The organism is Olivibacter sp. EAT-5, from assembly GCF_044784325.1.
Classification (GTDB): Bacteria; Bacteroidota; Bacteroidia; order Sphingobacteriales; family Sphingobacteriaceae; genus Olivibacter; species Olivibacter oleidegradans.
The window spans coordinates 6,459,014-6,482,684 of the sequence record NZ_CP173028.1 but is presented as its reverse complement, the minus strand read 5'-3'; the positions used below and the strand labels follow the sequence as shown (position 1 = coordinate 6,482,684).

The 23,671-nt window shown below is 40.5% G+C and carries 21 protein-coding genes and 1 tRNA gene; 14 read left to right on the top strand and 8 right to left on the bottom strand.

Going from position 1 to position 23,671, the window contains the following annotated elements; all coding sequences use genetic code 11:
- Positions 1-14: 14 nt before the first annotated feature.
- The 6 genes from ACH11B_RS27415 to ACH11B_RS27390 all read left to right on the top strand — a co-directional run bounded on the left by ACH11B_RS27415 (position 15) and on the right by ACH11B_RS27390 (position 9,743).
- Positions 15-3,107 (top strand): TonB-dependent receptor, encoded by a 3,093-nt coding sequence (locus ACH11B_RS27415; protein ID WP_130856531.1) that lies wholly within the window; start codon positions 15-17, stop codon positions 3,105-3,107.
- 17 nt (positions 3,108-3,124) lie between these two features.
- Positions 3,125-4,657, top strand: coding sequence for a RagB/SusD family nutrient uptake outer membrane protein (locus ACH11B_RS27410; RefSeq protein WP_130856532.1), 1,533 nt, complete (start codon positions 3,125-3,127; stop codon positions 4,655-4,657).
- 37 nt (positions 4,658-4,694) lie between these two features.
- Positions 4,695-7,538: a sugar-binding domain-containing protein gene (locus tag ACH11B_RS27405; RefSeq protein ID WP_377611461.1), complete on the top strand. Its 2,844-nt coding sequence runs from the start codon at positions 4,695-4,697 to the stop codon at positions 7,536-7,538.
- A 260-nt stretch (positions 7,539-7,798) separates the two neighbouring features.
- Positions 7,799-8,695 (top strand): glycoside hydrolase family 43 protein, encoded by an 897-nt coding sequence (locus tag ACH11B_RS27400; protein ID WP_377611459.1) that lies wholly within the window; start codon positions 7,799-7,801, stop codon positions 8,693-8,695.
- 122 nt (positions 8,696-8,817) lie between these two features.
- Positions 8,818-9,321: a hypothetical protein gene (locus ACH11B_RS27395; protein WP_377611457.1), complete on the top strand. Its 504-nt coding sequence runs from the start codon at positions 8,818-8,820 to the stop codon at positions 9,319-9,321.
- 203 nt (positions 9,322-9,524) lie between these two features.
- Positions 9,525-9,743, top strand: coding sequence for a hypothetical protein (locus tag ACH11B_RS27390; RefSeq protein ID WP_013668270.1), 219 nt, complete (start codon positions 9,525-9,527; stop codon positions 9,741-9,743).
- 166 nt (positions 9,744-9,909) lie between these two features.
- Here the strand turns inward: ACH11B_RS27390 and ACH11B_RS27385 are convergent, their stop codons facing one another.
- Positions 9,910-10,137, bottom strand: a complete 228-nt coding sequence (locus tag ACH11B_RS27385) for a hypothetical protein (protein WP_149106223.1) — start codon at positions 10,135-10,137, stop codon at positions 9,910-9,912.
- A gap of 236 nt (positions 10,138-10,373) precedes the next feature.
- Here ACH11B_RS27385 and ACH11B_RS27380 point away from each other — a divergent pair, with 236 nt between their 5' ends.
- Positions 10,374-11,360 carry a family 43 glycosylhydrolase gene (locus ACH11B_RS27380; RefSeq protein ID WP_165446995.1) on the top strand — a complete coding sequence of 329 codons (987 nt, stop codon included), beginning with the start codon at positions 10,374-10,376 and terminating at the stop codon, positions 11,358-11,360.
- Between the two features lie 371 nt (positions 11,361-11,731).
- Here ACH11B_RS27380 and ACH11B_RS27375 read toward each other — a convergent pair whose 3' ends face one another.
- On the bottom strand, positions 11,732-11,884 hold the full coding sequence (locus tag ACH11B_RS27375) for a lmo0937 family membrane protein (RefSeq protein ID WP_013668267.1): 153 nt from the start codon (positions 11,882-11,884) through the stop codon (positions 11,732-11,734).
- A 199-nt stretch (positions 11,885-12,083) separates the two neighbouring features.
- Here ACH11B_RS27375 and ACH11B_RS27370 point away from each other — a divergent pair, with 199 nt between their 5' ends.
- From ACH11B_RS27370 to ACH11B_RS27360, 3 genes are all read left to right on the top strand, one after another.
- Entirely contained in the window at positions 12,084-12,407 is a 324-nt protein-coding gene (locus ACH11B_RS27370; RefSeq protein ID WP_130856537.1) for a hypothetical protein, read from the top strand.
- A gap of 257 nt (positions 12,408-12,664) precedes the next feature.
- Positions 12,665-13,216 (top strand): ferritin-like domain-containing protein, encoded by a 552-nt coding sequence (locus tag ACH11B_RS27365; RefSeq protein WP_130856538.1) that lies wholly within the window; start codon positions 12,665-12,667, stop codon positions 13,214-13,216.
- A gap of 12 nt (positions 13,217-13,228) precedes the next feature.
- On the top strand, positions 13,229-15,415 hold the full coding sequence (locus ACH11B_RS27360; RefSeq protein ID WP_377611454.1) for a catalase: 2,187 nt from the start codon (positions 13,229-13,231) through the stop codon (positions 15,413-15,415).
- Between the two features lie 30 nt (positions 15,416-15,445).
- On the opposite strand, the gene ACH11B_RS27355 is transcribed toward ACH11B_RS27360, so the two are convergent.
- Both ACH11B_RS27355 and ACH11B_RS27350 read right to left on the bottom strand, forming a co-directional pair.
- Positions 15,446-15,931 carry an ankyrin repeat domain-containing protein gene (locus tag ACH11B_RS27355; RefSeq protein ID WP_289552279.1) on the bottom strand — a complete coding sequence of 162 codons (486 nt, stop codon included), beginning with the start codon at positions 15,929-15,931 and terminating at the stop codon, positions 15,446-15,448.
- Between the two features lie 119 nt (positions 15,932-16,050).
- Positions 16,051-16,293 (bottom strand): SGNH/GDSL hydrolase family protein, encoded by a 243-nt coding sequence (locus ACH11B_RS27350; RefSeq protein WP_377611452.1) that lies wholly within the window; start codon positions 16,291-16,293, stop codon positions 16,051-16,053.
- 162 nt (positions 16,294-16,455) lie between these two features.
- Here ACH11B_RS27350 and ACH11B_RS27345 point away from each other — a divergent pair.
- Positions 16,456-16,526, top strand: a tRNA-Cys gene (locus tag ACH11B_RS27345).
- A 423-nt stretch (positions 16,527-16,949) separates the two neighbouring features.
- Here ACH11B_RS27345 and ACH11B_RS27340 read toward each other — a convergent pair.
- The 3 genes from ACH11B_RS27340 to ACH11B_RS27330 form a co-directional block, all read right to left on the bottom strand.
- Entirely contained in the window at positions 16,950-17,300 is a 351-nt protein-coding gene (locus ACH11B_RS27340) for a DUF2200 domain-containing protein (protein ID WP_013668262.1), read from the bottom strand.
- Positions 17,301-17,310: 10 nt separating this feature from the next.
- Complete coding sequence (locus ACH11B_RS27335) at positions 17,311-17,868, bottom strand: dihydrofolate reductase family protein (RefSeq protein WP_377611450.1); 558 nt, start codon at positions 17,866-17,868, stop codon at positions 17,311-17,313.
- Between the two features lie 232 nt (positions 17,869-18,100).
- Positions 18,101-18,685, bottom strand: coding sequence for a class I SAM-dependent methyltransferase (locus tag ACH11B_RS27330; protein WP_377611448.1), 585 nt, complete (start codon positions 18,683-18,685; stop codon positions 18,101-18,103).
- 234 nt (positions 18,686-18,919) lie between these two features.
- On the opposite strand from ACH11B_RS27330, the gene ACH11B_RS27325 reads away from it, so the two are divergent.
- From ACH11B_RS27325 to ACH11B_RS27315, 3 genes are all read left to right on the top strand, one after another.
- Positions 18,920-19,456, top strand: coding sequence for a DUF4168 domain-containing protein (locus tag ACH11B_RS27325; RefSeq protein WP_013668259.1), 537 nt, complete (start codon positions 18,920-18,922; stop codon positions 19,454-19,456).
- A 401-nt stretch (positions 19,457-19,857) separates the two neighbouring features.
- Positions 19,858-22,320, top strand: coding sequence for a TonB-dependent receptor (locus ACH11B_RS27320; protein ID WP_289552273.1), 2,463 nt, complete (start codon positions 19,858-19,860; stop codon positions 22,318-22,320).
- 12 nt (positions 22,321-22,332) lie between these two features.
- Positions 22,333-22,731, top strand: coding sequence for a hypothetical protein (locus ACH11B_RS27315; RefSeq protein ID WP_149106220.1), 399 nt, complete (start codon positions 22,333-22,335; stop codon positions 22,729-22,731).
- 178 nt (positions 22,732-22,909) lie between these two features.
- Here ACH11B_RS27315 and ACH11B_RS27310 read toward each other — a convergent pair whose 3' ends face one another.
- On the bottom strand, positions 22,910-23,635 hold the full coding sequence (locus ACH11B_RS27310) for a hypothetical protein (protein WP_377611445.1): 726 nt from the start codon (positions 23,633-23,635) through the stop codon (positions 22,910-22,912).
- Positions 23,636-23,671: the final 36 nt, after the last annotated feature.

The window sequence follows — 23,671 nt, the reverse complement described above, 5'->3', positions numbered from 1 at the left end:
AAAATAAATCTTTTATGCTACCAATTAAATCAAGTCTCAATCAGAAGGGTGCACGGACTTTGTCCAGGACGATTCTTTGTATCCTTTGCTTTCTCATTCCACTTGCATCAAGTGCACAGGACGACGGAGAACAACAAATACGAGGGAAGATCACCGACCCTGTAGGACAAGCTATTCCTGGAGTTTCGATTACGGTTAAGGGAATGTCTGCCAAAGGGACGTCTTCCGACTCTGAAGGTAATTTTCAATTAAGTGCTAACTCACAAGATGTGCTGGTAATAAGCGCTATCGGTTATATTACCCAAGAAGTAAAAATAGGTGAGCAACAGGTTCTCCATATTCAACTTGCAACCGATAATACAACGTTGGACGAAGTAGTAGTAGTTGGGTATGGTACACAAAAAAGATCAAATATAACTGGAGCAATTGCGTCTATTTCGGCTGAAGATATTGTTTCTGAGGGTTTTAGTAATGTTGGGCAAGCCATTCAAGGTAAAGTAGCCGGTGTACAAATAGAATCAGGGGGTGGCAATCCGGGATCGGGTGTGCGCGTACTGATTCGCGGAACAGGATCGTTGAACAATAATAACCCACTTTACATTGTCGATGGTGTACAGGTTGATAACATCAATAACATAGCACCTAATGATATCGCATCCATGGACGTGTTAAAAGACGCCTCTGCAGCCGCTATATACGGGTCGCGTGCAGCTAATGGCGTCGTATTGGTAACAACCAAGTCAGGTAAAAAAGGAGATCATATTATTGCGCTTAATGCTTATTATGGCTTTCAAAAATTGGCCAAGAAGTTAGACGTCCTCAATGCGCAGGAATGGGCATCAGTAAGCAATGCAGCACACGATAATGCTGGTTTAGCACGTCTTGAAGTTGCGGAAAACTATGCACAGTTAGCAGATGTAGATTGGCAAGATGAAATCTTCCACAAGTCGCCAATGCAAAATTACAATATGAATGCTGCCGGTGGGGGTGAAAATTATAACTATAGTATTTCGGGAGATTACCTTGGTCAAGAAGGGATCGTTCGTACCACTGGGTACGAACGATATAATCTGCGAATTAAATCAGATCTTACCAAAGGCCGTGTAAAGATTGGGGAAACTATTATTCTCTCGGACGAAAAATGGCGAAACATGTCAGGAGGTTGGGGAGGCCAGGGTGGCGGTCCAGTTGGTGCAGCTCTTAAAATGATTCCTGTTTTCGATATATACAATCCAGATGCCGTTGGAGGTTTTGGCGGAGCTTATGGTCCCGTGGTCAACGTAGCTAACCCTCTTGCTCAACTGCATTTGGATAGGCCGGAATACTCAGTGGCTAATGCTCTTATCAACGCCTATGCGGAGGTCAGTATTATTGACGGATTAAAATATAAATATAATGCAGGATATACCCGAACCTATGGGAAGGATTTCGCTTATCAGCATCCCTATGAAGTAGGTACCTTATTTATTAATCGAATGGCTAACCTCTATGAAAGACGTACGGAAAAACAAGTTATCTTGCAAGAGCACACGTTAACGTACGATAAACAGTGGAACAAACATAGTTTACAGGGAATGGCAGGTTATACCTATCAGAATACAAGATATCGGGAGCTGAGCGGGCGTAAAAGTGGTATGCCCCGAGGAATTGAGGTGCTTGATGCCGGAACCACTAATACTGTTACAGGCAGTAATGCGCTCGAGAACACCTTAATTTCGTATTTTGGAAGATTAATATATACCTTTGATGACAAATACACGCTGACCGCAATTATCCGCAGAGATGGTTCCTCTCGCTTTGGTGAAGCCTATAAGTACGGTAATTTTCCTTCTTTAGCGGCCGCTTGGAATGTATCGAATGAGTCGTTTTTCAAAGATGCCGTTCCGGCAATCAGTTCCTTCAAGATTCGGGCAGGTTATGGCAAGCTAGGTAACCAGGAAATCTCAGATTATCAGTTCCTGGCCAATATAAACCCTAATATCAACTATGTCATTGGAGCAGATCAACATTTGATGCCAGGTGCAACACAGGTGGCTTTTGCTACACCGGATATACGATGGGAAAGCTCGGAAACGTACAATGCGGGTATAGACTTAGGGCTCTTCAATAACAAGCTATCGGTGATCGCTGATTATTTTGTGAAAAATAGCAATGATATACTTTTGCAGGTTCCCATACCCTTATCTACCGGAGCCAGCGCCGCCAGTCCGTTTATCAACGCAGGGAGCATACGTAACAAAGGTTTTGAAGCAGATCTTTCCTTTGCCGATGAAAAAGGTGATTTTTCTTATGGCATTAATGCCACTTTTTCAACAATCTCGAATGAAGTGTTGGCACTCGGCACCGGGTCTCAACAGATTTTTGGGGGGCAGCCAACTCATCACGGCGCTTCTGCAACGGTAACGCAAGCGGGTTGGCCAGTTGGAGCTTTCTACTTGATTCATGCAGATGGTATATTTCAATCAGAACAGGAAGTACAGCAGCATAGCTTAAATGGTCAACTGATTCAACCGAATGCTAAACCGGGAGATATCCGTTTCAGGGACGTTAATAACGATGGTAAAATCGATCAAAATGATCGGCAATATGCGGGGAGCCCGAATCCTAAATTCAGCTACGGATTTGGGGGGAATTTGCGCTGGAAGAATATCGACCTCAACTTGTTCTTTCAGGGTACTTACGGCAACAAAATCTATAATGGTTTACGCCAAGATTTAGAAGGCATGAACTTAGAGTTTAATTACCTGAAAACTACGCTAAACGCATGGACTCCACAGAACACGAATACAAATATGCCTCGGGCAGTGATAAATGACCCGAATCTTAATAGCCAAACTAGCGACCGTTTTTTAGAAAGCGGATCCTACCTGCGACTTCGTACAGTACAGCTCGGCTATACACTTCCATCTGCCACATTGGAGCATTTGAAGATAAACAATTGTAGATTCTACGTGAGTTTGGATAATGTTTTCACGATCTCAAAATATAAAGGCTATAACCCGGATTTGGGAAGGACGGGGAGCGTTTTAAATCGAGGAGTTGATTTTGGGCATATTGCTTATCCATTGGCACAAACTGCCATGCTAGGCGTACAGGTTTCTTTTTAAAAGCTAAATCTAAGAAAATGAATATTGAATATATATCACAAGTAAAGCGTGTAATTACCGCTGTGTTGATCGTCAGTGTGATGATATTTGCAGTAGGCTGCACGGATAAACTGTCGTTGGAAAATCCAAATACACAGACGGATGCTAATTTTTGGAAAAATGAAGAAGACGTATTAAGCGGCCTTGCCGCTACCTATAAAGTGCTAAAAGATATTAATCGCGGATATTTCGGAGTAAGAGGGGTGGAGCTGTCAAATGGGAGAGGCGACGATTTTTTTATCAGAAATGATGTGCAGTCTCTTTATCAGTTATCTACTTTTACTAATAATCCTACTACTACAACCCCCAGAGATATTTATGACGGTTTCTTTAGGGGAATCTTTAGGGCAAATCAAGTGATCGAAAATACGCCTAATGCATCGATTGATGAAGCAAAAAAAGCAGAGCTAATAGCAGAAGCGAAGTTTCTCCGTGCTTTGAACTACTTTTATCTGATTATCAATTTTGGAGACGTACCGCTTATTTCTTCAGTACCGAAGGAGCGCGAACAATATTTTGCGCCCCCTGCCAATCAGACAGACCTTTGGAATTTTATAATTGCGGATCTTACAGAAGCGAAGAATACGTTGCCGCTCAACTATTCGGATGTTTACATTGGTAGAGCAACCAACGGAGCTGCCATTGCGCAGTTAGGGAAAGTTTATTTATATATGGAACGTTGGGAAGATGCAGCAAATGAGTTGGACATTATAACGAAAGCTCCTTATGATTATACCCTGCTGGATGATTACGAGCATAATTTTATGGCCGCCTATGATAACAACAAAGAATCCCTGTTTGAGGTTCAAATGCAAAATGTGGGCGGACCGCAACCTTGGGCAGGAGAGAATGCTAATGAGTCGCAGGGCACCACGGTGGCACAGGAATTCGCACCGGCCGAAGTTGCCGGTTGGTTTGAAGCTTTTCCTACCAACAAGATATTCCAGGCTTTCCAACAGGAAAAAACAGTGGATGGTGATTTCGACGCACGTATGTATGCGTCGTTGGTATGGGACTACCCAGGGGCCTTGTATTACAATCGTCCTTTTTCAACAATTAAGAAACAATTCGGCTTCAATGCCATGATTCGTAAATACCAAAATTGGAGAAATAATGATGAAGGAATTTTTATTTCCGAGAATAATGAAAAAGTCATTCGCTTTGCAGACGTTTTGTTAATGCGGGCTGAGGCTTTGGTGCAATTGGGGCGGATAGAAGAAGCATATCCGCTTATAGACAGAATAAGAACGCGTGCTAAACTCGCTCCGCTTGCGGCGGGGAAAAACCAGCAGGCTATGATGATAGAGATTATGCATCAGCGCATGCTCGAGTTTTTTAGAGAAGGATTGCGATTTTATGATTTAAGGCGTTGGGGTAAACTAGCGGATGAAATAGCGGCAAGTGATAAAGAGGGCCGACAGTTTTTAACGCTTCCACGCCATGAACTGTTTCCAATTCCACAAGATGAGTTGAATACAAATCCAAATATGGTTCAAAATCCCAATTGGTAATGTACCAAATGAATACGAAAATTTAAAAACGATTATAATGACCATGAATAAATTGCTCTTACTTTCTTGTTTTGCGTTGTTCGCAGCTTGTAAGGTAGACAAGTCGACGCAGAGCCATCTTGATCTGACAGGTGAATGGACTTTTTCATTGGATACAGCGGATATTGGCGAAAGGGAAAAATGGTTTACAAGGCGTCTAAAGGAAAAAGTGAAGCTGCCAGGCTCAACCACTACAAATGGTAAAGGCTTCGATATAGATGTCCATACGCCTTGGACGGGGGGCATCGTTGATTCTTCTTACTTTACGGATACAGCGTATGCTCGCTATCGTAAGGCAGGGAATATAAAAGTACCGTTTTGGTTGCAACCAGTGAAATATTATAAAGGGGCTGCTTGGTATCAAAAGGAGATTCAAATACCTGATAGTGCTTATCAGGAGGGTACAGAGCTTGTCATCGAGCGGGTCCATTGGGAAAGTTCGGTTTGGTTAGACAGCGTAAAGCTGGGAACTGAAAATAGCTTAAGCACGCCGCACCGCTTTTTGTTTAAAGGGAGTCTCAAGCCTGGAAAGCACTTGCTCACTATTCGTATTGACAATAGGGTTAAAACCATCGATGTTGGTCCCAATGCACATAGTATTACTGATCATACGCAAACCAACTGGAATGGAATGATCGGAAAGATGACCTTGAAGCCATTGGAAAGACTGCGTGTAGAGAGCTTACAGGTTTTTCCTGATCTATCAAAGAAAACAGTGGCTGTCCGTGCACGTATTGTAAATATAAGTCGGCCGGTAAACGCTTCTTTGACACTTTATGCAACAGAGAAAGCGGGCGAGAGATTGAAAGACGTGCAACAAACATTAGTTCTCACAGGTGGTGTTAATGAAATAAAAATAGACTATCCGATGGGAAATGCCGTTAAGACCTGGGACGAATTTAACCCCAATTTATATACCATGATAGCTAGTTTAGTGGTAGAAGGGAAGTCCTTTGGGTATCAAACAGACTTTGGGATGCGTGAGATAGCCCTTAAGGGAAAGGAAATCACTTTAAACGGACGGCCTGTTTTTTTACGTGGTACACTGGAAAGTGCCATTTTTCCACTTACAGGATATCCGGCAACGGACGTTGCATCGTGGGCGAAGATTATCAAAACCTGTAAGGCCTACGGGTTAAACCACCTTCGTTTTCATTCTTGGTGCCCTCCGGAAGCAGCTTTCAGAGCCGCCGATAGCCTTGGGATGTATCTTCAAATAGAATGTGCATCATGGGCAAATCAGGGTGCTACGATCGGAGATGGCAAACCCCTGGATGATTATATCTATCGTGAAAGCGAGCGGATCGTGACACAGTATGGAAATCACCCCTCATTTTTAATGATGGCGTACGGAAATGAACCTAGCGGAAAAAATCATGTTGCGTATCTTCGAAAATTTGTGGAGACATGGAAAGCCAAAGATGGGAGGCGTTTATACACTACCGCGGCGGGTTGGCCTGCCATCGCAGAAAATGACTACAACAACATACCGGAACCGCGAATACAATCCTGGGGTGAAGGATTGAACTCGATCATTAATAAGCAAAAACCGAGAAGTGATTACGATTGGCACGAGCGTATTGCTCAATTCGACATTCCTACGATCAGTCATGAAATTGGCCAATGGTGTGTGTATCCGGATTTTAAAGAAATAAGCGCCTATACAGGCGTAATGAAAGCAAGAAACTTAGAGATTTTCCGCGATCGCTTACGCGAAACCGGAATGGACACTTTAGCTGATCAGTTTTTGCAAGCATCAGGTAAGTTGCAGACATTATGTTATAAGGCCGATATTGAAGCGGCTCTGCGAACACCTGGTTTTGCGGGCTTTCAACTATTAGATCTGCACGATTTTCCCGGTCAAGGTACGGCTTTGGTAGGTGTGTTAAATGCGTTTTGGAAGGATAAGGGCTATGTAGATGGTAAAACTTATAGGCAATTTTGTAATAGTACCGTACCACTGGCACGTTTTCCCAATTTTATATATACCAACGATCAATTATTAAAAGTCCCCTTAGAAATTGCTCATTATGGGGCAGAAGAAAAAAGCAATGTGAGCGTAAAATGGCAAATTATTGATGAGGCACAGCATGTTTATGGTACCGGAAGTCTTTTGATGAATACGCTGCGGATCGGAAACAACCAACAAGCCGGTGCCGTCACTATGAATTTGAATGAGATAAAAGAAGCGAAGAAACTCACGCTTATAGTGACCTTAGGTCAATACGCGAATCAGTGGGATTTCTTCGTTTTTCCAAAAACGCTGCCAAATGTAAATAGCGAAGTGTATGTGACAGCTAGCTTTGATCAAAAAGCAAGGGAGCTACTGGCAAGCGGAGGTAAAGTGCTGTACACTTTAAGAAAAGGTGTTCTTAAGAAAGATAAGGGAGGCGATATCGCTTTAGGCTTTTCAAGCATTTTTTGGAATACAGCTTGGACGCGTGGGCAGGCGCCTGTTACGCTTGGCCTCCTCTGCGACCCTCAACATCCGGCATTTCAACATTTTCCAACGGATTTCCATTCCAACTGGCAGTGGTGGGATGCAATTACTCATGCCGATGCTATGCGGCTCGATAGAATCAATCCAACGTTAAAGCCTATTGTTCGCGTAATTGACGATTGGTTTACGGCAAGACCGTTAGGATTAGTTTTTGAGGCCAACATAGGAAAGGGTAAACTGATCGTGTCTGCAATCGATTTATTGACGGACCGTCAAAACAGGCCGGAGGCTCGTCAATTATTATATAGCCTTAGTGCCTACATGCAGTCATCTTCCTTCGCTCCTAAGACAACATTGCAGGAAAATGAGATTGCTCAGTTGGCACATAATAATAAATTTTAGATGTACCACCTACCAATATGTGGGGGTACATTTTCCAGGACACTTAGGCCTAATTGATGTTAGCTTTTAACACGTTAGCCACTTCCTTTTGTGAGGTCATTCCAGGTACAATATGGACATGATGCTCATTTTCTTGAAAAGTTAATTGAAAAAGTATACCTTGAGATGATCTATTGAATAAATGAGAAATAGGGCACTTCGTTCTTTTGTTATAATATGTATTTTTAGCACCTACGTTTGCAGGCAAAATAACATGTCAGATGTCTAAGATAATGAAGCTCGACTTTAATAAGATTACCCCGTTTTTTGTCGTATATTTAGGAATGTGCCAAATTCTTTTGGCTCAACATACAAATGCCGTGATCCCTGGTGATTTTGCAGACCCATCCATTATAAGACAAGAGAATACCTATTATGCGATCGGTACATCGAGTGAGTGGGGACCGCATTTTCCGATTTTTAAATCTACTGACTTGAACAACTGGCAGCAAGTTGGTTTTTTGTTTGAAGACGCTCCAAAGTGGACCAAAGGATCATTTTGGGCTCCCGAGTACTATTTCCATAAGGGAACCTATTATGTTTATTATACAGCTCGAAGAAAGAGCGATGGTGTTTCCTGTATTGGCGTGGCAACTTCCAGATTCCCCGACCGTGGCTTTAAGGATCAAGGTGTTTTAATAGAATATGGAAAGGAAGCAATTGATGCTTTTGTTGTGAACGACAATGGACAGTTATATATCACGTGGAAAGCATACGGTTTGGACAAAAGACCAATTGAAATTTTAGGGTGTCAACTGTCAGACGATGGACTTTCTTTAATGGGGAAGCCTTTTACCATGCTAAAGGATACAAGAGGCGCAGGAATTGAGGGGCAAAGTATTTTAAAGAAGGATCGCTATTACTACTTGTTTTATTCTGCCGGTGCCTGTTGTGGTCTCGAATGCACCTATAATGTACGAGTGGCACGTGCAGAAGCAATCGAGGGGCCTTATGAAGAATATGATAGTAATCCTATTTTAAGTGATTTAGACGGTTGGAAATGTCCCGGACATGGCACTTTTGTTGAAGATAAGGACGGAAAATCCTTTTATATATATCATGCTTATAATAAGAAGAGCCACGTTTTCACAGGAAGGAAGGGCATATTTCCGAATTAGCATGGAAGGGTGAATGGCCAGTCTTTGGTAAGGCCATTTCAGCCAAATTTGCCTATAATGATAGCCATCATGATTTTAGAAAAAACGAAGAGCAGGCCTACTGGCAATGGGATTTTCGAAATATGCAACCAAAGATTCAAAGGCAAAATGGGCAATTACTTCTTTCAGGGAAGTATGATGTGGCAAGCAGCGCCGGAATAGCGCTAACTTTAAGACCGTATAGCGTTGCTTATGAAATCAGTACACTCGTTCTAAATAATAATGAAGCAATCAAAGGATTGGTTGTTTACGGTGATGAAAATGCGTCAATTGGAGTTGCGAGTGAGGGTGACGAGGTGGTTTTCTGGGTAATAAAGGACGGAAAGCGAGAGGTGCTCGATAGGCAACCTTTATCAAAAAAGCAGTACCCGGTTTATTTAAAGATGCGAATATCTCCTGATTTTACCTGTAGTGCATATTGGAAGCAGTCTAACGAATGGCAAGAATTAGTTGGCAAAAATTACAAATATGCAATTGATTTTTTGCCACCTTGGGATCGTAGTCCCCGGCCCGGATTAAATTTTAAAGGACCGCAGGGTAACGAGGCGGCATTTCAATTCTTTAACCTGGACTATCTAGAACCGTAAGGTGCGATTGGTTTTTATAGATATAGTCATCTTCATGTTTATTACATAAAACCACTGTTTCGTTACAATGTTCTGTTTTTGGCTTTTGCGGTGATAATAAAGTGTTTATATTTGAAATGGACGCCGAAGCGAAATTATGTTGATTTATTTCAGATAGCTGAATCGTAATATAAAATCACTCATCGAAAATTTAATCGCAAGCTATGGAAACGTTGAAATTTATGACAGACATCAATTCACCTATGGAAATGGGCCGTATTAAGTCTATTCTTGATAAGTTTTCTGAAATCCGAGAATGGAAAATTGATTTTGACTCTATTTATAACCTATTGATAGTCCAGGCAATTAACTTAAAGGGTGCCGTGTTGGCTGAAGCGCTTCACCGAATGGGCTATAATGCCACTTTGCTATATGAGGAATAGCTTTTGTAAAGCTATTCCCGGCGTCTAGCTAAGCACAAATTTTTTATCCTTTAGTTGCATTAATAACGGAAATCCCCAGCTAATTTTATTGTAAATGATCGGTTGAGCGTGCTTGTATATTAGGCCATTATTGTAGCTCTAATGAGAAAAGCTGATTGATCGTGTTTTATAATCGATCCTTCATCATTAGTTTATCAATGTTAAGCTCGCTTATATGGAGTTTGCCGATTTTTCCGGTTTTAATTCGCAACAGGCCTATAGCTATTGCTCCTATTGCAAGCGCCCCAATAGCCATTGCCCCGATAGCGATTGCGCCAAGGGCAACACGACTAGCCGCGGCCTGTCCAACGATATTGTTTTTAGCGGTGTTTTCCAAAAAAAGTTTCCTTTTCATCCTCGTACTTTCTTTTGATTTATTGATTTTTTCTATCTCCTTGATCTAGCAACAACATTTTAAAGAAAGATAAGTTTAACAGGTTTTGTATTAAGCAAATTTGTGCGTTTCACTTGGGATTAACTTATCAAATGAGTCAAATCGCAGTTATTTTGATACATTATAGTTGTTTTAAACTCCATAAAATTTTGTTATTTAGCTTTCGATGCTAATCATAGATCATTCAGACCACTAATATGAGACAGGAAATGCGCTTACCCCTTATCGTTACAGGCTTCTTCTTTATCCTTCTTTGGTTCGGAAACTTATATGCTCAGGAGAAGCCCGAAATGTACTTTACTGATCGATCGTCGGGAAAACCCATTGCTAAAGATCCTAAAGTAATATATTTTAATGATGCATATTGGATGTATTATTCCATTCCTGGCAAAGAGGGGAAGGGTTGGCATATTGGTATTGCAAAAAGCAATAATTTGATCGATTGGGAGAAAGTTGGAACATTGAATAAAATGTCGACTTATGAGCAAAATGGCTTATGTGCTCCCGGTGCCTTGGTACGTGGTGACACCATTCACCTTTTTTATCAAACATATGGCAATGGTCCTAAAGACGCCATCTGCCACGCCTATTCCACTGACGGAATTCATTTTACTAGAAATAACAGTAATCCAATTTTTAGACCTACAGGTGATTGGAATAATGGTCGCGCAATCGATGCAGAAGTTTGTTTTTTTCAAGAGCAATATTTTCTCTTTTTTGCTACACGAGACCCTAAAGGTGAAATACAGATGCAGGGAGTTGCTGTTGCTCCTAAGGGCACTGATTTCAGCAAAGCGCATTGGAAACTAGCTCATGATGGTCCTATTTTAAAGCCCGAGCTGCCTTGGGAAGGTAGCTGTATTGAAGCTGCTTCTGTGATCGAAAAGGACAATACCTTATATATGTTCTATGCAGGAAGTTATAACAATGATCCACAACAAATTGGATTGGCAAAAAGTGAAGATGGAGTCCATTGGAAACGTGTAGTACAGGAACCTTTTTTGGCAAATGGCAAGGCCGGAACCTGGAATCAAAGTGAGTCCGGCCACCCGGATATCTTTAAAACAAAAAATGGAAAATACTATTTGTTTTTTCAAGGAAATAACACCGGAGATGGGCTGTCCTGGTATCTTTCGAACATACAATTAAAATGGACGGAGGCATTGCCGAAAATTCATAATTAAACCACACAGCAGGTTCCAACCATTCAATAGGCAGATGGCTCTTTAGAGATATATTACGCCTCGTCCAAAATAAGGCGATGTCCTTTCGAATGTGAAACTATCGAACGACCATAGGGGTAACGAACTTCTTTGTGCTCATTTTCTATTTGTTTTTAAATGATTGTACAAAGGTGGTTGGTTAGGATTGATACATTTAGCTCAATTAACGATAGTTGTAGGTAAACGGAGAATCTTTCTTTGTTAAGTGGTGGGTTAGTCGTTGAGCTCGTTCATCAGTATGTTTTTTAATAGAATGGATTGAACAATCCATATATGAAAGTAGCTTGAAGCTAATAAGCTCCAAGCTAATCTTCTGCAAAAAGAAAAATCGTTTATGCAGCGCCTCTTATTACTCTCAGTAGTATAGCAATAATAGCAATAACCAACAATACGTGAATAATTCCTCCCTGAGCGTAACCGCCAAAAAAGCTAATTGCCCAAATAATAACGAGCACAACGGCTACAATATAAAGTAAATTTCCCATAGGTTTTTAAATTTTAATTTAAATAAGATGTTATCTAATAAATAAGCAATTGGCCAAAATTGTTTTAAAAAAAAATAGAAATGTATTCTTGCAGGGCGTACTTGAATGACTAGGCGATGCCGCTATCAGCCAAGCTTCCGAAATCGCACTTCGCTAAACACTTTAACTCCCTAATTGTTAGCAAAGAAAAGAACTTATTATGGCTGATAATAAAAACGAGTCATACCTTCCTGTGCCTTGGGAATATCGCGAGGTAGTAGAAGAAGAGATCAGTAAAAGAAGTAGGGGTAAAATTTTCTTTTTCGACGCAAACAATCAAGTTGCTGAAGCAAAGGGGAGTGTCACTCGCATAGAAGAGAAGAAAAGCGAAGGCGTTTTTGTGGTTTTGGATACAGGGAGTGAAATACGCATAGATAGAATAATAACGCTGTTTGGTAAAATCGGGGCTGCTTACAATGAATATGATGCATATGCCAATGCCTGCCTGGATTGTTTGGGTGGATATGAAAAGGAAGATCTATAGAAGAGGATAGACTATCGTCAAAGACTTGCTCCTGAAAATGGAGAGAAAATTTAGACAGTGCTATGTGAGGAAGGTATAAACGGATCAACGATGTTCTCCGTTTAAGTAATCCATTTGAATTAAGTCAAACTTCAATCTGACGCAGACTTATTAATTGTTACAAACAATTCGCGTAAAGACGAAGTTTTATAATAGATCCAGATAACGAGTAAATCTATCTACAGCAACAGTAAAAATAAACCAATAAAATCATCACTATGAAAAATGAAACAGGCACAGAGCCTAAATTTAAAACAAAAACTTCTGTAACAGCAGAGCCCGCGTTAAGGGCCTTGTTCCTGGACGGTATCATGGATATCTACTGGGCAGAGAACCATTTGGTCAAAAATCTTCCTAAAATGGTTAAGGAGGCTACTTCTCCAAAACTTGCTACGGCAATTCAAAATCACTTAAAAGAGACGATAGGACACGTCGCTAGGCTCGAGCAGGTGTTTAGTTTACTTGGCGAAAAAGCAATTGCTAAAAAATGTGATGCTATGGAAGGGTTAACCAAGGAAGGAGAAAGCATTATCGAAAGCACCGAGGCACAAACCGCGACGCGAGATGTAGGCATCATTTTGGCCGCACAAAAAGTCGAGCACTACGAAATTGCCAGCTACGGGGGGCTTCAGCAGCTCGCTGTTACTTTGGGTTTAAATGAAGTTGCAAATCTCTTAGAGCAAACCCTCATCGAAGAAAAGACTGCTGATCAATTATTAACTGACGTGGCTGAAAATGATATAAATTATCAAGCCGCGGAGGAAGCTTAAAGAACAAAACAAATGGCTAAACAAAAAATAAAACAATCAAAAGATCAACCTGTGAATAAGAAGATCGAGGAATTAGAGCCAGATAAGGAACAGAGTACCGGTCAATTCCTGACTACTAATCAGGGTGTAAAAGTTAATGATGATCAAAATTCGCTGAAGGGAGGTGAACGCGGTGCGACACTTTTGGAGGATTTTATACTACGCGAAAAGATCACGCATTTTGACCATGAGCGCATACCCGAACGTATTGTGCACGCCCGTGGTTCCGGTGCTCATGGAGTATTTAAACTATATGAGCCCTTGGATAAATACACCAAGGCACATTTTTTAAATGATATGACAGCAGAGACACCTGTATTTGTCCGTTTTTCAACAGTGGCAGGGTCTAGGGGATCAACCGACTTAGCTAGGGATGTCCGAGGATTCGCTGTAAAGTTTTATACACAAGAGGGAATTTTCGACTTGGTCGGCAATAATATGCCCGTGTTCTTTATACAGGATGCTATTAAGTTCCCTGATCTAGTTCATGCCGTAAAACCGGAGCCGGATAATGAGATTCCACAGGCGGCTTCTGCACATGACACGTTCTGGGATTTTATCTCCCTAATGCCTGAATCGGCCCATATGATTATGTGGCTCATGAGCGACCGGGCGATTCCGCGCAGCTATCGGATGATGGAAGGTTTCGGTGTTCATACCTTCCGTTTTATAAACGAAAAGGGAGAGGCCAGCTTTGTAAAGTTTCACTGGAAACCATTGTTAGGAGTCCATTCAGTGGCATGGGATGAAGCACAGAATATTTCGGGTAAAGATCCTGATTTTCATAGACGGGATTTATGGGAAGCGATAGAAAGTGGGGCCTTCCCCGAATGGGAACTGGGCGTACAAATTGTGCCGGAGGCAGACGAATTCAAGTTCGATTTTGATCTTTTAGATGCTACCAAGATTATTCCGGAGGAGTTGGTGCCTGTAAAGCGTATTGGAAAGATGACATTGAACCGTAATCCGGATAATTTTTTTGCCGAAACGGAGCAAGCTGCTTTTCATGTAGGTCATATTGTACCTGGGATTGATTTTACTAATGATCCTTTACTCCAAGGACGATTGTTCTCTTACACAGATACACAATTGATTCGTTTAGGTGGTCCCAATTTTCATGAAATTCCCATCAATAGATCGATCGTACCTGTCCATAACAACCAGCGGGATGGTTATATGCGACAGCAGATAAACAAAGGCAAATCCAGTTATAATCCGAATTCATTAGGTAACGGAGATCCTATACAAGCGAAAGCTTCTGAAGGCGGGTTTGCAAGTTATCAGGAACGTATTGATGCAAAAAAAGTACGTGCACGGAGCAAGAGTTTTTTCGATCATTTTAGTCAGGCGCGTTTGTTTTTTAATAGCCAGTCCGACCCGGAGAAAAATCACCTAATTGATGCTTTCTCCTTTGAACTTGGTAAAGTCAAAACCGTTGCCGTAAGGCAACGGATGATTGGTATTTTGTCCCTAATCGATAAAGGGCTTGCTTCAGAAGTGGCCTACGCGCTTGGCTTAAAAGTACCTCAAAAGCCTGAGCAACCTATCAATCATAGTATTCCTGCCGATGGTAACGCCGCTGATTATCAACCGACGCAGGTAGAGTCTTCACTGGCTCGTTCAGAAGCGTTGAGTATGAAAAATACAGTTAAAGATCGCATTATTTCAAGGAAGATCGCTTTTCTAGTAGCTGATGGAGTAAATGCGCAATCTATAAACAACATGAAAACTGCTCTAGTCTCTGAAGGAGCTGTAGTGCATATCATTGCGCCGAGACTTAATGCAGTCGTCAGTATGGACGGAGAGGAGGTGCCAGTTGATGAAAGCTTTTTAACGGCAGCCTCTGTTTTGTATGATGCCGTTTATGTGCCTGGAGGTACAAACAGCGTTGCAACGCTTGAAGCCGAGGCAAATGCCGTTCACTTTTTGAATGAAGCCTTCAAACATTGCAAAGCCATTGCGGCTGATGAACAAGCCATACAGGTGCTCGAAGCAACCTACTTTGCGAATAAATTACCCGCTGATTTTTCTGAAGAGACGATATTGGCCGAAGGTGTTGCAGTAAGCTCCGACCAGAAAAAATTAGCGCGGCTGTTTATAAAGGCCATTGCTTTACATCGATTTTGGGAACGGGAGAAACCACGGCAGGTGCCTGCGTAAGATAGATAAAGCCATCTTATAGGGATGGCTTTATTCAGTAATATATTTTTCAATTATTGTAATGGCCTCTTCGTTGCCCTGTTGAGCAGCTAGATCAAGTACGGTTAATCCTCTTTTTTCGAGAATCGTCACGTCGGCCCCATGATTAAGTAATAATTCAACCAAATTATTTCTCCCGAATAGGGCAGCAAACATGATAGCCGTCCCACCATTTCCATGTTGTATGTTTAAATCTGCGCCATGGCTAATTAAGAGCTCGGCGATATCGGGATACCCTTTAAAAGCAACGCCCATCAGAGCGGTATTGCCACCAAAATCTTGGGCGTTAACGTCTACACCTGCTTCAAGTAGCAGCTTTGCAGCCGCATATCGGTTATTATAACATGCAATAATGAGTGGTGTGTAACCTCTTTCGTCCCGCTCATCCAAGTTTGCTCTCTCGGTGATATATGCTTGTAGCTGCTGTAAGTCGCCTATTCTTGCTGCGTTGATTAGGCTATTTATTTCCTTGTTCATGAATTAACCAATTGATTTAATACTTGCACGATTGAGTGGTAAACCGTCGACCTTACAGTGGATAACGCATACTTTGCTGAAATGTTTGGTATCACGTTATTTGTTAATCGCGTGCTCAATTACTTGTTAATCGTTTCTGAAATTCTCGTGAACCTCAAATCTGTTAAATGTTGTACCATCATTGTTGCTTCGTGATCGGTACCGATTAGCTGCTTAGCTGTTATAAAAAAAATGTCTTTATATTTTTCGTTTTTTAAAGCTGATAAATTCGAAATACTTTCATTTTGTCGTGTTACATTATTGCCCACCTGCCCAAAATACCCGTTTTCCCTAATTATACTTTCGATTAGCACACCACCCATTTATTCAAATCAATACCGGGCTTCTTCTTTCATAGTTTTAAAAAATCAACACCTTTTGACGAAACAGAAAAAGATATCAGTCACATAAATATACATTTTTCTGTGATTGTTTTGTGCCGAGTAAAGATGACAGACATTACTAAATTTGTTCTATAAACAAAAGGTCGGATGGCCGAGCGGTTAGGCAGAGCTCCGCAAGAGATCCCAGAGTGGTTCGAATCCACTTCCGACCTCAAGTCAGAAATATACTTCTATGTACTTTCTCCACTAGTTGGAGTTCACCTGAATTAATTAAACCGCCCTTGATCGCATCATAAAGGACGGTTTTTTTACATCGATTCTTATGGCAATTTAATATGTGAAGGCTAGCTTTGATATTCCACGTGTTCAGTGGTACAGGTAAATTTTTTTCATTCTGTTTGGCCGTCCTTTTTTGAGATTTAAGGACGGCTTTTCTTATTTCACCCTAATCTGTCACAACGATATTTGAAGAACAATTCATTATAAGTTCATTTGAGCTGCCTCTTTATTTTTTGAAGAGGTGGCTTTTTTTTCTTATACGGTATTAATTTCAGAAGCCTACCTTTATCGGTAGCAAGTAAAATGATAATTAATGTGTTAGACTACCGCTCAAATTTTGAGCGGTGGTTTTTTCTTTATTTTCTTAAAATCTTTTCCATCGTCTTGCCTTTAGCCAGTTCATCCACCAATTTATCCAAATAGCGAATCTTCTGCATGAGTTTGTCTTCAATTTCTTCCACGCGATATCCACAGATAACACCTGTGATTTTTGAAACGTTCGGATTTATTTGTGGCGCTTGAGCAAAAAAAGTTTCAAAATTTGTTTTATCGTCGAGGTGTTGTTGCAGCGCGTCTTCATCATATCCGGTCAGCCAGTATATTATTTCGTCAACTTCCGCTTTCGTACGGCCCTTTTTTTCCGCCTTTTGTATATAATGGGGATATACGCCGGCAAAAGACATTTTGTAAACTCTTGTATTATCCATTTTTTTCAAGTTATTGCTCAGGGGCACTTGTGTACTTTAATACTACACCGCCCGTCAAGAGCTGTTGTGTTGAAACGAGCGATAAATTTTTTGACGAAATTCCTTGTTTGAAAAGAGGTCTTCCGCTTCCTAAAATTATAGGTGCAATACCAATACGGTATTCGTCAAATAAATTGTCATTTATAAAAGTTTCTGAGAGATTAGCGCTACCAAATACATATAGATCCTTAGCACTTTGCGTTTTGAGTTTGCTAATTTCTGCCGAAGCATTACCGCTGATTAATTTGGAGTTATTCCATGTTGCCGTTTTCAATGTTGTCGAGAAAACAATCTTCGGTATACTGTTCATAAGGTCGGCAATTTCCCCTTTAGCTTTCGTCCAGTGAGCGGCCATACCCTCATATGTTATCCGCCCAAAAATAAGATAATCCGCTGCGTGCAACTGTTCGAGGCTTAATTTTTCAAGTTCTTGCCCCCATACACTGTTATGAAAACTTAGGTCCCAATGTTGGCTACCTTCAAAGTAACCGTCGAGGGTGATGATGTTCCACATTATTAACTTGGTCATTTTTTTATTTTTTAGATTAAAATTGGTTCTGCTTATTGTGTTTTTACACTGATTTACTTACTTCAAATATACAGAACAACAAAATGGATACAAAGATAGGAGTATAACTTATTCACATGCATTACACGTTTTTAAAGAAAGGTGAAATGCAAGAAGCTGATTTGAATAAGCTTGTGGAAGTAAAAGCAGGTGAAATAAATATGATAAATCTTTAAATATAAAGCAATTGACCTTATCGGACTTTGACAGCATGATAGTAATGATTTTCACCATCGTCTTCAAATTCTTCTATCAAGGACAATCCAACAGCCGATAGTATTTCTTTGTATTTTTTCGTGCCAAGCGATCTTGATTGTTGTCCGGTAAGGATATCCGTCCATTCACTTATTGAAGATGGGGCCGTGAATAACAATTTACCGCCAATCCGCAATACTTCGGCCATCTTCCGTATCACCATGGCTTGGTTATCCTTGGATAATAAAAATAATAACCCCCATGCGATAATGGCATCGAAACTACGGTTAAAGAATAATGAATCTTCTACCTGTTCGCAGGCAATAGGGCAGTGCGGGAAGTTTTTCCGAAAAGCTTGAGCTAATGTAGGTGATGCGTCCACTCCGTAAACCGACATGCCTTCATCTATCAAAACTTTCGTAATCGGAATGCCTGTTCCACAACCGAGATCTAATATAACTGAACCTTTTGGAAGTGTTTGCGCCCACATGCTGACGGAAGATGCACCGATTCCGTCAACAATTTGCCCACGAACTTCACTAAAGGTCTTTGCGACTTTTTCATAACCATTTGATTTGTCCATTTTTATTTCTTGGGTGTGAAGTTACGATGTGCCATTTATAGCCCTGTAATAAAGATAAAGAAAATATCAATCAAATTGAGCAATGAAACATCCTTTTAAATTAGCGCTTTTAAAAGAATAACCAGATCATTGTTCATAAATCTTAACGGGTTGGGCAATCTTAATTAAGCCAATGGGCAATAATATCATGTCATTACGTTATAATAATAAGTACATCTATTAAAATAGGAAAAAATGAAAGCATTTAACAGAATTAGAAGAAGGTATAATACAGCTTTGGGTGCATTTGCATTGCTATTAATTGTTTTGAGCAGTTCAGTCGTATATGGTCAAGCACCCGTCCAAACGCAAACACCACAGGTAAAAGAAGATTTTAATGAGCAGGAGTTGGATCGTTTCCTCAATGCCAATCAAAAGATAACCGCGATTCAGACAGAAGCACAAGGCGAGATGGTGAAAATTATAGAGAAGGAAGGAATGTCGGTAGATAAATTCAATGCCATGGCAGAAGCGCAACAAAAGCAGGACAGCACCGCTGCGAAGCAAGATCCGAAAGATCTGGCCGTATTCCAAAAGGCGGCAGAACAAATAAATGGCATGCAGCAGGGGTTGGAAGGAAAGATGACCAAGGCGGTCGAAGAAGAAGGCTTAAAGGTCGAGACCTATTTGCAGATTGCACAAGCCTATCAACAAAGTGAGAAAGTCAGGGGGATATTAGATAAGAAGATGAAAGAAAAACAGAACTCCGTACCCAGAGCGGAGCAGAAATGAGAAATCTGCCACCTTATAAGATAGAACGATTTATCTTATTTGAAGAAAATGTAAAAAGGCTTGTTGAACACAAGCCTTTTTACATTTTTACCTATTAGTCTAACAAATTAAAAGCCTCAGTGTGATCTCTTCGCTTACCTTCTTGTTCCGGTAGTGTAGAAACTGCCTTAGTTAAGTACCAAGGTATTTGGTGTCAATACCGCCTTTCTGTACAGCCTTTTAAACCTTCACATCCTCGATGCCTTTTAGCTGTACCGTATCAGTGCAAGGCGTGAATTCAGATCGGTTAAGTTTTCCTAATGCAATCCATCGTAAAGCGTAAAGAAACGGTGTCAAAATAATTTGTGGGAATCAAAATTAATCTATTCTTTTGTATTTGGAATTAATCTAAATAAACAGTAATGAAAATAACACTACACGTTCAGTTATTCGTAACCCTTATACTGACAAGTCTGGCTGTCTTTGCGCAGCAAAACGGCGTTGTTCGCGGAACAGTTTTAACATCAGACGGAAATCCGGCACCGTATGTATCTGTTGTATTAACTGGTACTGGCCAAGGGGCCGTAACCAATACCGGGGGAGAATATAAAATCAGTAATGTAAAACCGGGAAATTATATCCTGAAAGCCACCGCAGTTGGAGCAAATAGTGAAACACAATCCGTTGCGGTGAAGCTGGGAGAGACCGTTACCGCCAACTTTAATATTACTTATAATTCAGCACAACTACAGGAGGTTAATATAAAAGCAGGTCATACCAATAAGTTTGCTGTTAAAAAGACAGATGCGTCAGCAAAAATGCCGCTGCGAAATCTGGAAAATCCACAGAATATTTCCATTATTTCAGGTGATTTACTTGCCGAACAACAACTATTTAGGGTGGAGGACGCCCTAAAAAATGCTCCTGGCGTCCATAAAATGTGGGATGCAGTAGGGCGAGCCGGAATTGGAGGTCCAATTTTTAGCCAACGAGGATTCATAACGAATATAAAAGCTCGCAATGGCATATCGGGAAATGTTGCTTCAAGCATTGATGCGGTGAATATCGAACGCATCGAAGTCATCAAAGGCCCATCAGCCACCTTATTTGGTAATACAATTACTTCTTATGGCGGATTGATTAACAGAGTCATGAAAACACCGTATGATAGTTTGGGAGGCAGGATAGATTACAGTACAGGAAGCTTCGGGCTCAATAGAATATCCGCAGATGTCAATACCCCCTTGAATGCCGATAAATCTGTATTGGTTAGGGTAAATTCAGCTTATACAACACAACATTCTTTCCGTGATGCAGGCTTTAGTAAAAGCTTTGCTTTCGCTCCTAGTTTAAGTTATAAGGTAAACGATAAGCTGAACTTTAATTTAGACGCAGAAATCTTTTCAGGGAAAGCCAACGACTTTATGGGCGTTTTTTTCTATGGCAATACCGTGGATAACTTAGGTACGGACCGGATCGATGAGATTAACATCGATTATGACAAAGCATTTCTCAATAATAGTTTATATAACAAATCCGAAAATATCAATTTATTCGGTGCGATGAACTATCAAATAAATAAGGACTGGAAATTACAAACCAATGTATCGGTAACCAACAGCTCTTCGGAAGGTCGAACACCTTATTTAATGCTCGTTCCTAACGCTTTGTTGGGGATCGCTACTCCTGGAGCGGACAACCTGGCACGAATGGTGTGGTCGCCGAATGGAAGCGATCATGCAATAGAAATACAGCCTTTGTTGCAAGGTGATTTCAAAATAGGGGGGATGAGAAATAGGCTGACTGTGGGACTGGATTATTTTAAGTATAAGAGTAATATTTCTTATGAGCGTTTTATCAATGTATTCGGCGGTCAACAGACACCTGATTTCTTTGATCTCGTGCCTGCTACAGGACCGGCACCAAACTACAACGACTTTAACGAGGATAAAGTTTCAACCTTATACGGAACTAAACCTTTATTAAACTACGAACCAAATTCAAACACCAATACCTACAGTGCCTTTATGTTTGATGCACTCAATATTACGGACAAACTGATTGCATTAGCAGGAATCAGGATTGACCGTTTCTTTAATAGGGGCATTTATAATGCGACCACCGATATCACTTCTGATAGTTACGCTCAAACGGCATTCTCGCCAAAGTTCGGTTTGATTTATCAGGTTGTAAAAGATCAAGTATCGGTATTCGGTAATTACCAGAACGGTTTTACAAATAAAACGGGCGTTGACTATGAAGGTAAAAGCTTTAAGCCGGAAGAGGCCAATCAGCTAGAGGGTGGCGTAAAACTGGACGCATTTGGTGGAAAATTATCGGGTACTTTTAGTTATTACAATATCAAAGTGAAGGATATCGTTCGCCCCTACGCGCAAATACCAAATCAAAACATTCAGGATGGCACCCAATTAAGTAAGGGTTTTGAAGCCGAGATTGTAGCCAATCCAATTAACGGACTTAATATTATCGCCGGTTATGCCTATAACGACAGTAAATATGAAAAAATTGATGCAGATGGTGCCAGTGGCGGCTTAAACGGTCTGCGACCCGAAACTTCAGGCCCCACCCACTTAAGTAATCTATATATAAGTTACCGTATTCCTTTCGGGTTAGCAGAAGGGTTGGGCATTAGCTTTGGTGGTAACTACGCCAGTAAAAACTACTTGGTCAATTCAGTTGCAGCTGGAAAAATCTATGCACCCGCTTACATTGTTATCAATTCATCCATATTTTACGACCTAAAGAAATTTAGAATTACCTTCTCAGCCAACAATATTGGAAATGAGAAATATTGGACAGGTTATTCCACATTCAATTCACAAGCACCGCGTAACTTCATTGTGGGCGCCGGGTTAAAATTTTAAAAAATGGAAATTATGAACATCCAGCATAGAATCGCCTTTATCTGGCTTATGATCGCACTTTGTTATCTGTTTCACAGCAGTTACCACTTTAGCCAGGCCGTATTTGGTATGGACATAAAAATACCTGGCGCTACGGGTAAAGTTCCGGTAAGTATGCACCTGATGCGATTTGTACTTGAAGTGTTCAGTATGTTGTTAGCCTTATTAACACTCTATATTAAAAAGAAAGGTTTCATATTGTTCCTTTTTACCTGGGCGATTATGCTACTCCTTTTAAATGTGTTTCATTTAGGAGAAACAATCTACAAAGAATCAGATAATATCTCACAAGTCGGTTTGCTCAGTTTTGTAGTTGTAGCTAATTTCTTTTTAGTGCTTGACGTTAGAAAGTGGAAGGCAGTGATGTCTTAAATGTTCCTATTGTGGAGTGAATAAGATCCGTTTTCGAAAGTGACTTGTTACGATTGTAAACCCTATTAAAATAGGCCCCTAAAAGAAGATATCTCTTGCAATTACATAGGAGATATCTTCTTTACAACGCTTATTTGCTTTTCTATAAATCAAAAAAATCAGTTAGATTAATGTTAAATTATTTACTTTTCTTAAAGTCCTCATACGACTGTTTGATGTAATCGTACAGTTCGTAATTCGTCCATTTTTTAATGTCCTCTATAGTTGGTCTGTACGCAGCTTTAAATGCGTTGATTTCGTAATCGTTAATGGCGACTACCTGCTTGATCGTCTGTGTATTGAATTTAGCATCAACTTCCTCAAGTTCAATCTGTTGGTTAATATATTTATTGAATCTCCTCACTTTTTCGCCGTCCTTACCGAGGAGCTCACGAAAAAAAGTTATTGGACTCCCTCCAAAAGGTGATAGCAACGTTATCGGCGGTTTTCCGCCGAAGTAAATGCTGTTTTGTTTGTTGTAATCAACTGCAGTCTTTTTCAAAAAGGTTTTATTGTTAATAGCTGCGTTTATATCAACTTCTTCCAAAAGAATAGTATTGTCTAAATACACGGTCATATGATCATGACTACTTATTATGACATACTTTTTGGAAAAGCCTCGGAGGTATACTTCCAACGAGTCGCCAATCTGGGCATCGATATAAAAATTGCCCAGATTATCAGGTCTAGTAGAAATCTTTTTCTTCATGTTCCTTATATCCGCTTCTGTTACTTTTATCTGATAACCACTGCTCTTGACCCCATTTATCACAATCGTACCACTTATTTTTTGCATCTGACCATACAGACCACCTGCCGTCAAAGATAGAATTATAAGAATTAGAAAGGACCGATAACTAGTCATAGGCTCTAAATTAGCAATAAAGAAGCTTGTAGTCGA

Bases quoted from the DNA above. Each gene is read 5' to 3' on its own strand.
- ACH11B_RS27415 (WP_130856531.1), top strand. From the start codon at position 15: ATGCTACCAATTAAATCAAGTCTCAATCAGAAGGGTGCACGGACTTTG.
- ACH11B_RS27410 (WP_130856532.1), top strand. From the start codon at position 3,125: ATGAATATTGAATATATATCACAAGTAAAGCGTGTAATTACCGCTGTG.
- ACH11B_RS27405 (WP_377611461.1), top strand. From the start codon at position 4,695: ATGACCATGAATAAATTGCTCTTACTTTCTTGTTTTGCGTTGTTCGCA.
- ACH11B_RS27400 (WP_377611459.1), top strand. From the start codon at position 7,799: ATGTCTAAGATAATGAAGCTCGACTTTAATAAGATTACCCCGTTTTTT.
- ACH11B_RS27395 (WP_377611457.1), top strand. From the start codon at position 8,818: ATGCAACCAAAGATTCAAAGGCAAAATGGGCAATTACTTCTTTCAGGG.
- ACH11B_RS27390 (WP_013668270.1), top strand. From the start codon at position 9,525: ATGGAAACGTTGAAATTTATGACAGACATCAATTCACCTATGGAAATG.
- ACH11B_RS27385 (WP_149106223.1), bottom strand. From the start codon at position 10,137: ATGAAAAGGAAACTTTTTTTGGAAAACACCGCTAAAAACAATATCGTT.
- ACH11B_RS27380 (WP_165446995.1), top strand. From the start codon at position 10,374: ATGAGACAGGAAATGCGCTTACCCCTTATCGTTACAGGCTTCTTCTTT.
- ACH11B_RS27375 (WP_013668267.1), bottom strand. From the start codon at position 11,884: ATGGGAAATTTACTTTATATTGTAGCCGTTGTGCTCGTTATTATTTGG.
- ACH11B_RS27370 (WP_130856537.1), top strand. From the start codon at position 12,084: ATGGCTGATAATAAAAACGAGTCATACCTTCCTGTGCCTTGGGAATAT.
- ACH11B_RS27365 (WP_130856538.1), top strand. From the start codon at position 12,665: ATGAAAAATGAAACAGGCACAGAGCCTAAATTTAAAACAAAAACTTCT.
- ACH11B_RS27360 (WP_377611454.1), top strand. From the start codon at position 13,229: ATGGCTAAACAAAAAATAAAACAATCAAAAGATCAACCTGTGAATAAG.
- ACH11B_RS27355 (WP_289552279.1), bottom strand. From the start codon at position 15,931: ATGAACAAGGAAATAAATAGCCTAATCAACGCAGCAAGAATAGGCGAC.
- ACH11B_RS27350 (WP_377611452.1), bottom strand. From the start codon at position 16,293: ATGGGTGGTGTGCTAATCGAAAGTATAATTAGGGAAAACGGGTATTTT.
- ACH11B_RS27340 (WP_013668262.1), bottom strand. From the start codon at position 17,300: ATGGATAATACAAGAGTTTACAAAATGTCTTTTGCCGGCGTATATCCC.
- ACH11B_RS27335 (WP_377611450.1), bottom strand. From the start codon at position 17,868: ATGACCAAGTTAATAATGTGGAACATCATCACCCTCGACGGTTACTTT.
- ACH11B_RS27330 (WP_377611448.1), bottom strand. From the start codon at position 18,685: ATGGACAAATCAAATGGTTATGAAAAAGTCGCAAAGACCTTTAGTGAA.
- ACH11B_RS27325 (WP_013668259.1), top strand. From the start codon at position 18,920: ATGAAAGCATTTAACAGAATTAGAAGAAGGTATAATACAGCTTTGGGT.
- ACH11B_RS27320 (WP_289552273.1), top strand. From the start codon at position 19,858: ATGAAAATAACACTACACGTTCAGTTATTCGTAACCCTTATACTGACA.
- ACH11B_RS27315 (WP_149106220.1), top strand. From the start codon at position 22,333: ATGAACATCCAGCATAGAATCGCCTTTATCTGGCTTATGATCGCACTT.
- ACH11B_RS27310 (WP_377611445.1), bottom strand. From the start codon at position 23,635: ATGACTAGTTATCGGTCCTTTCTAATTCTTATAATTCTATCTTTGACG.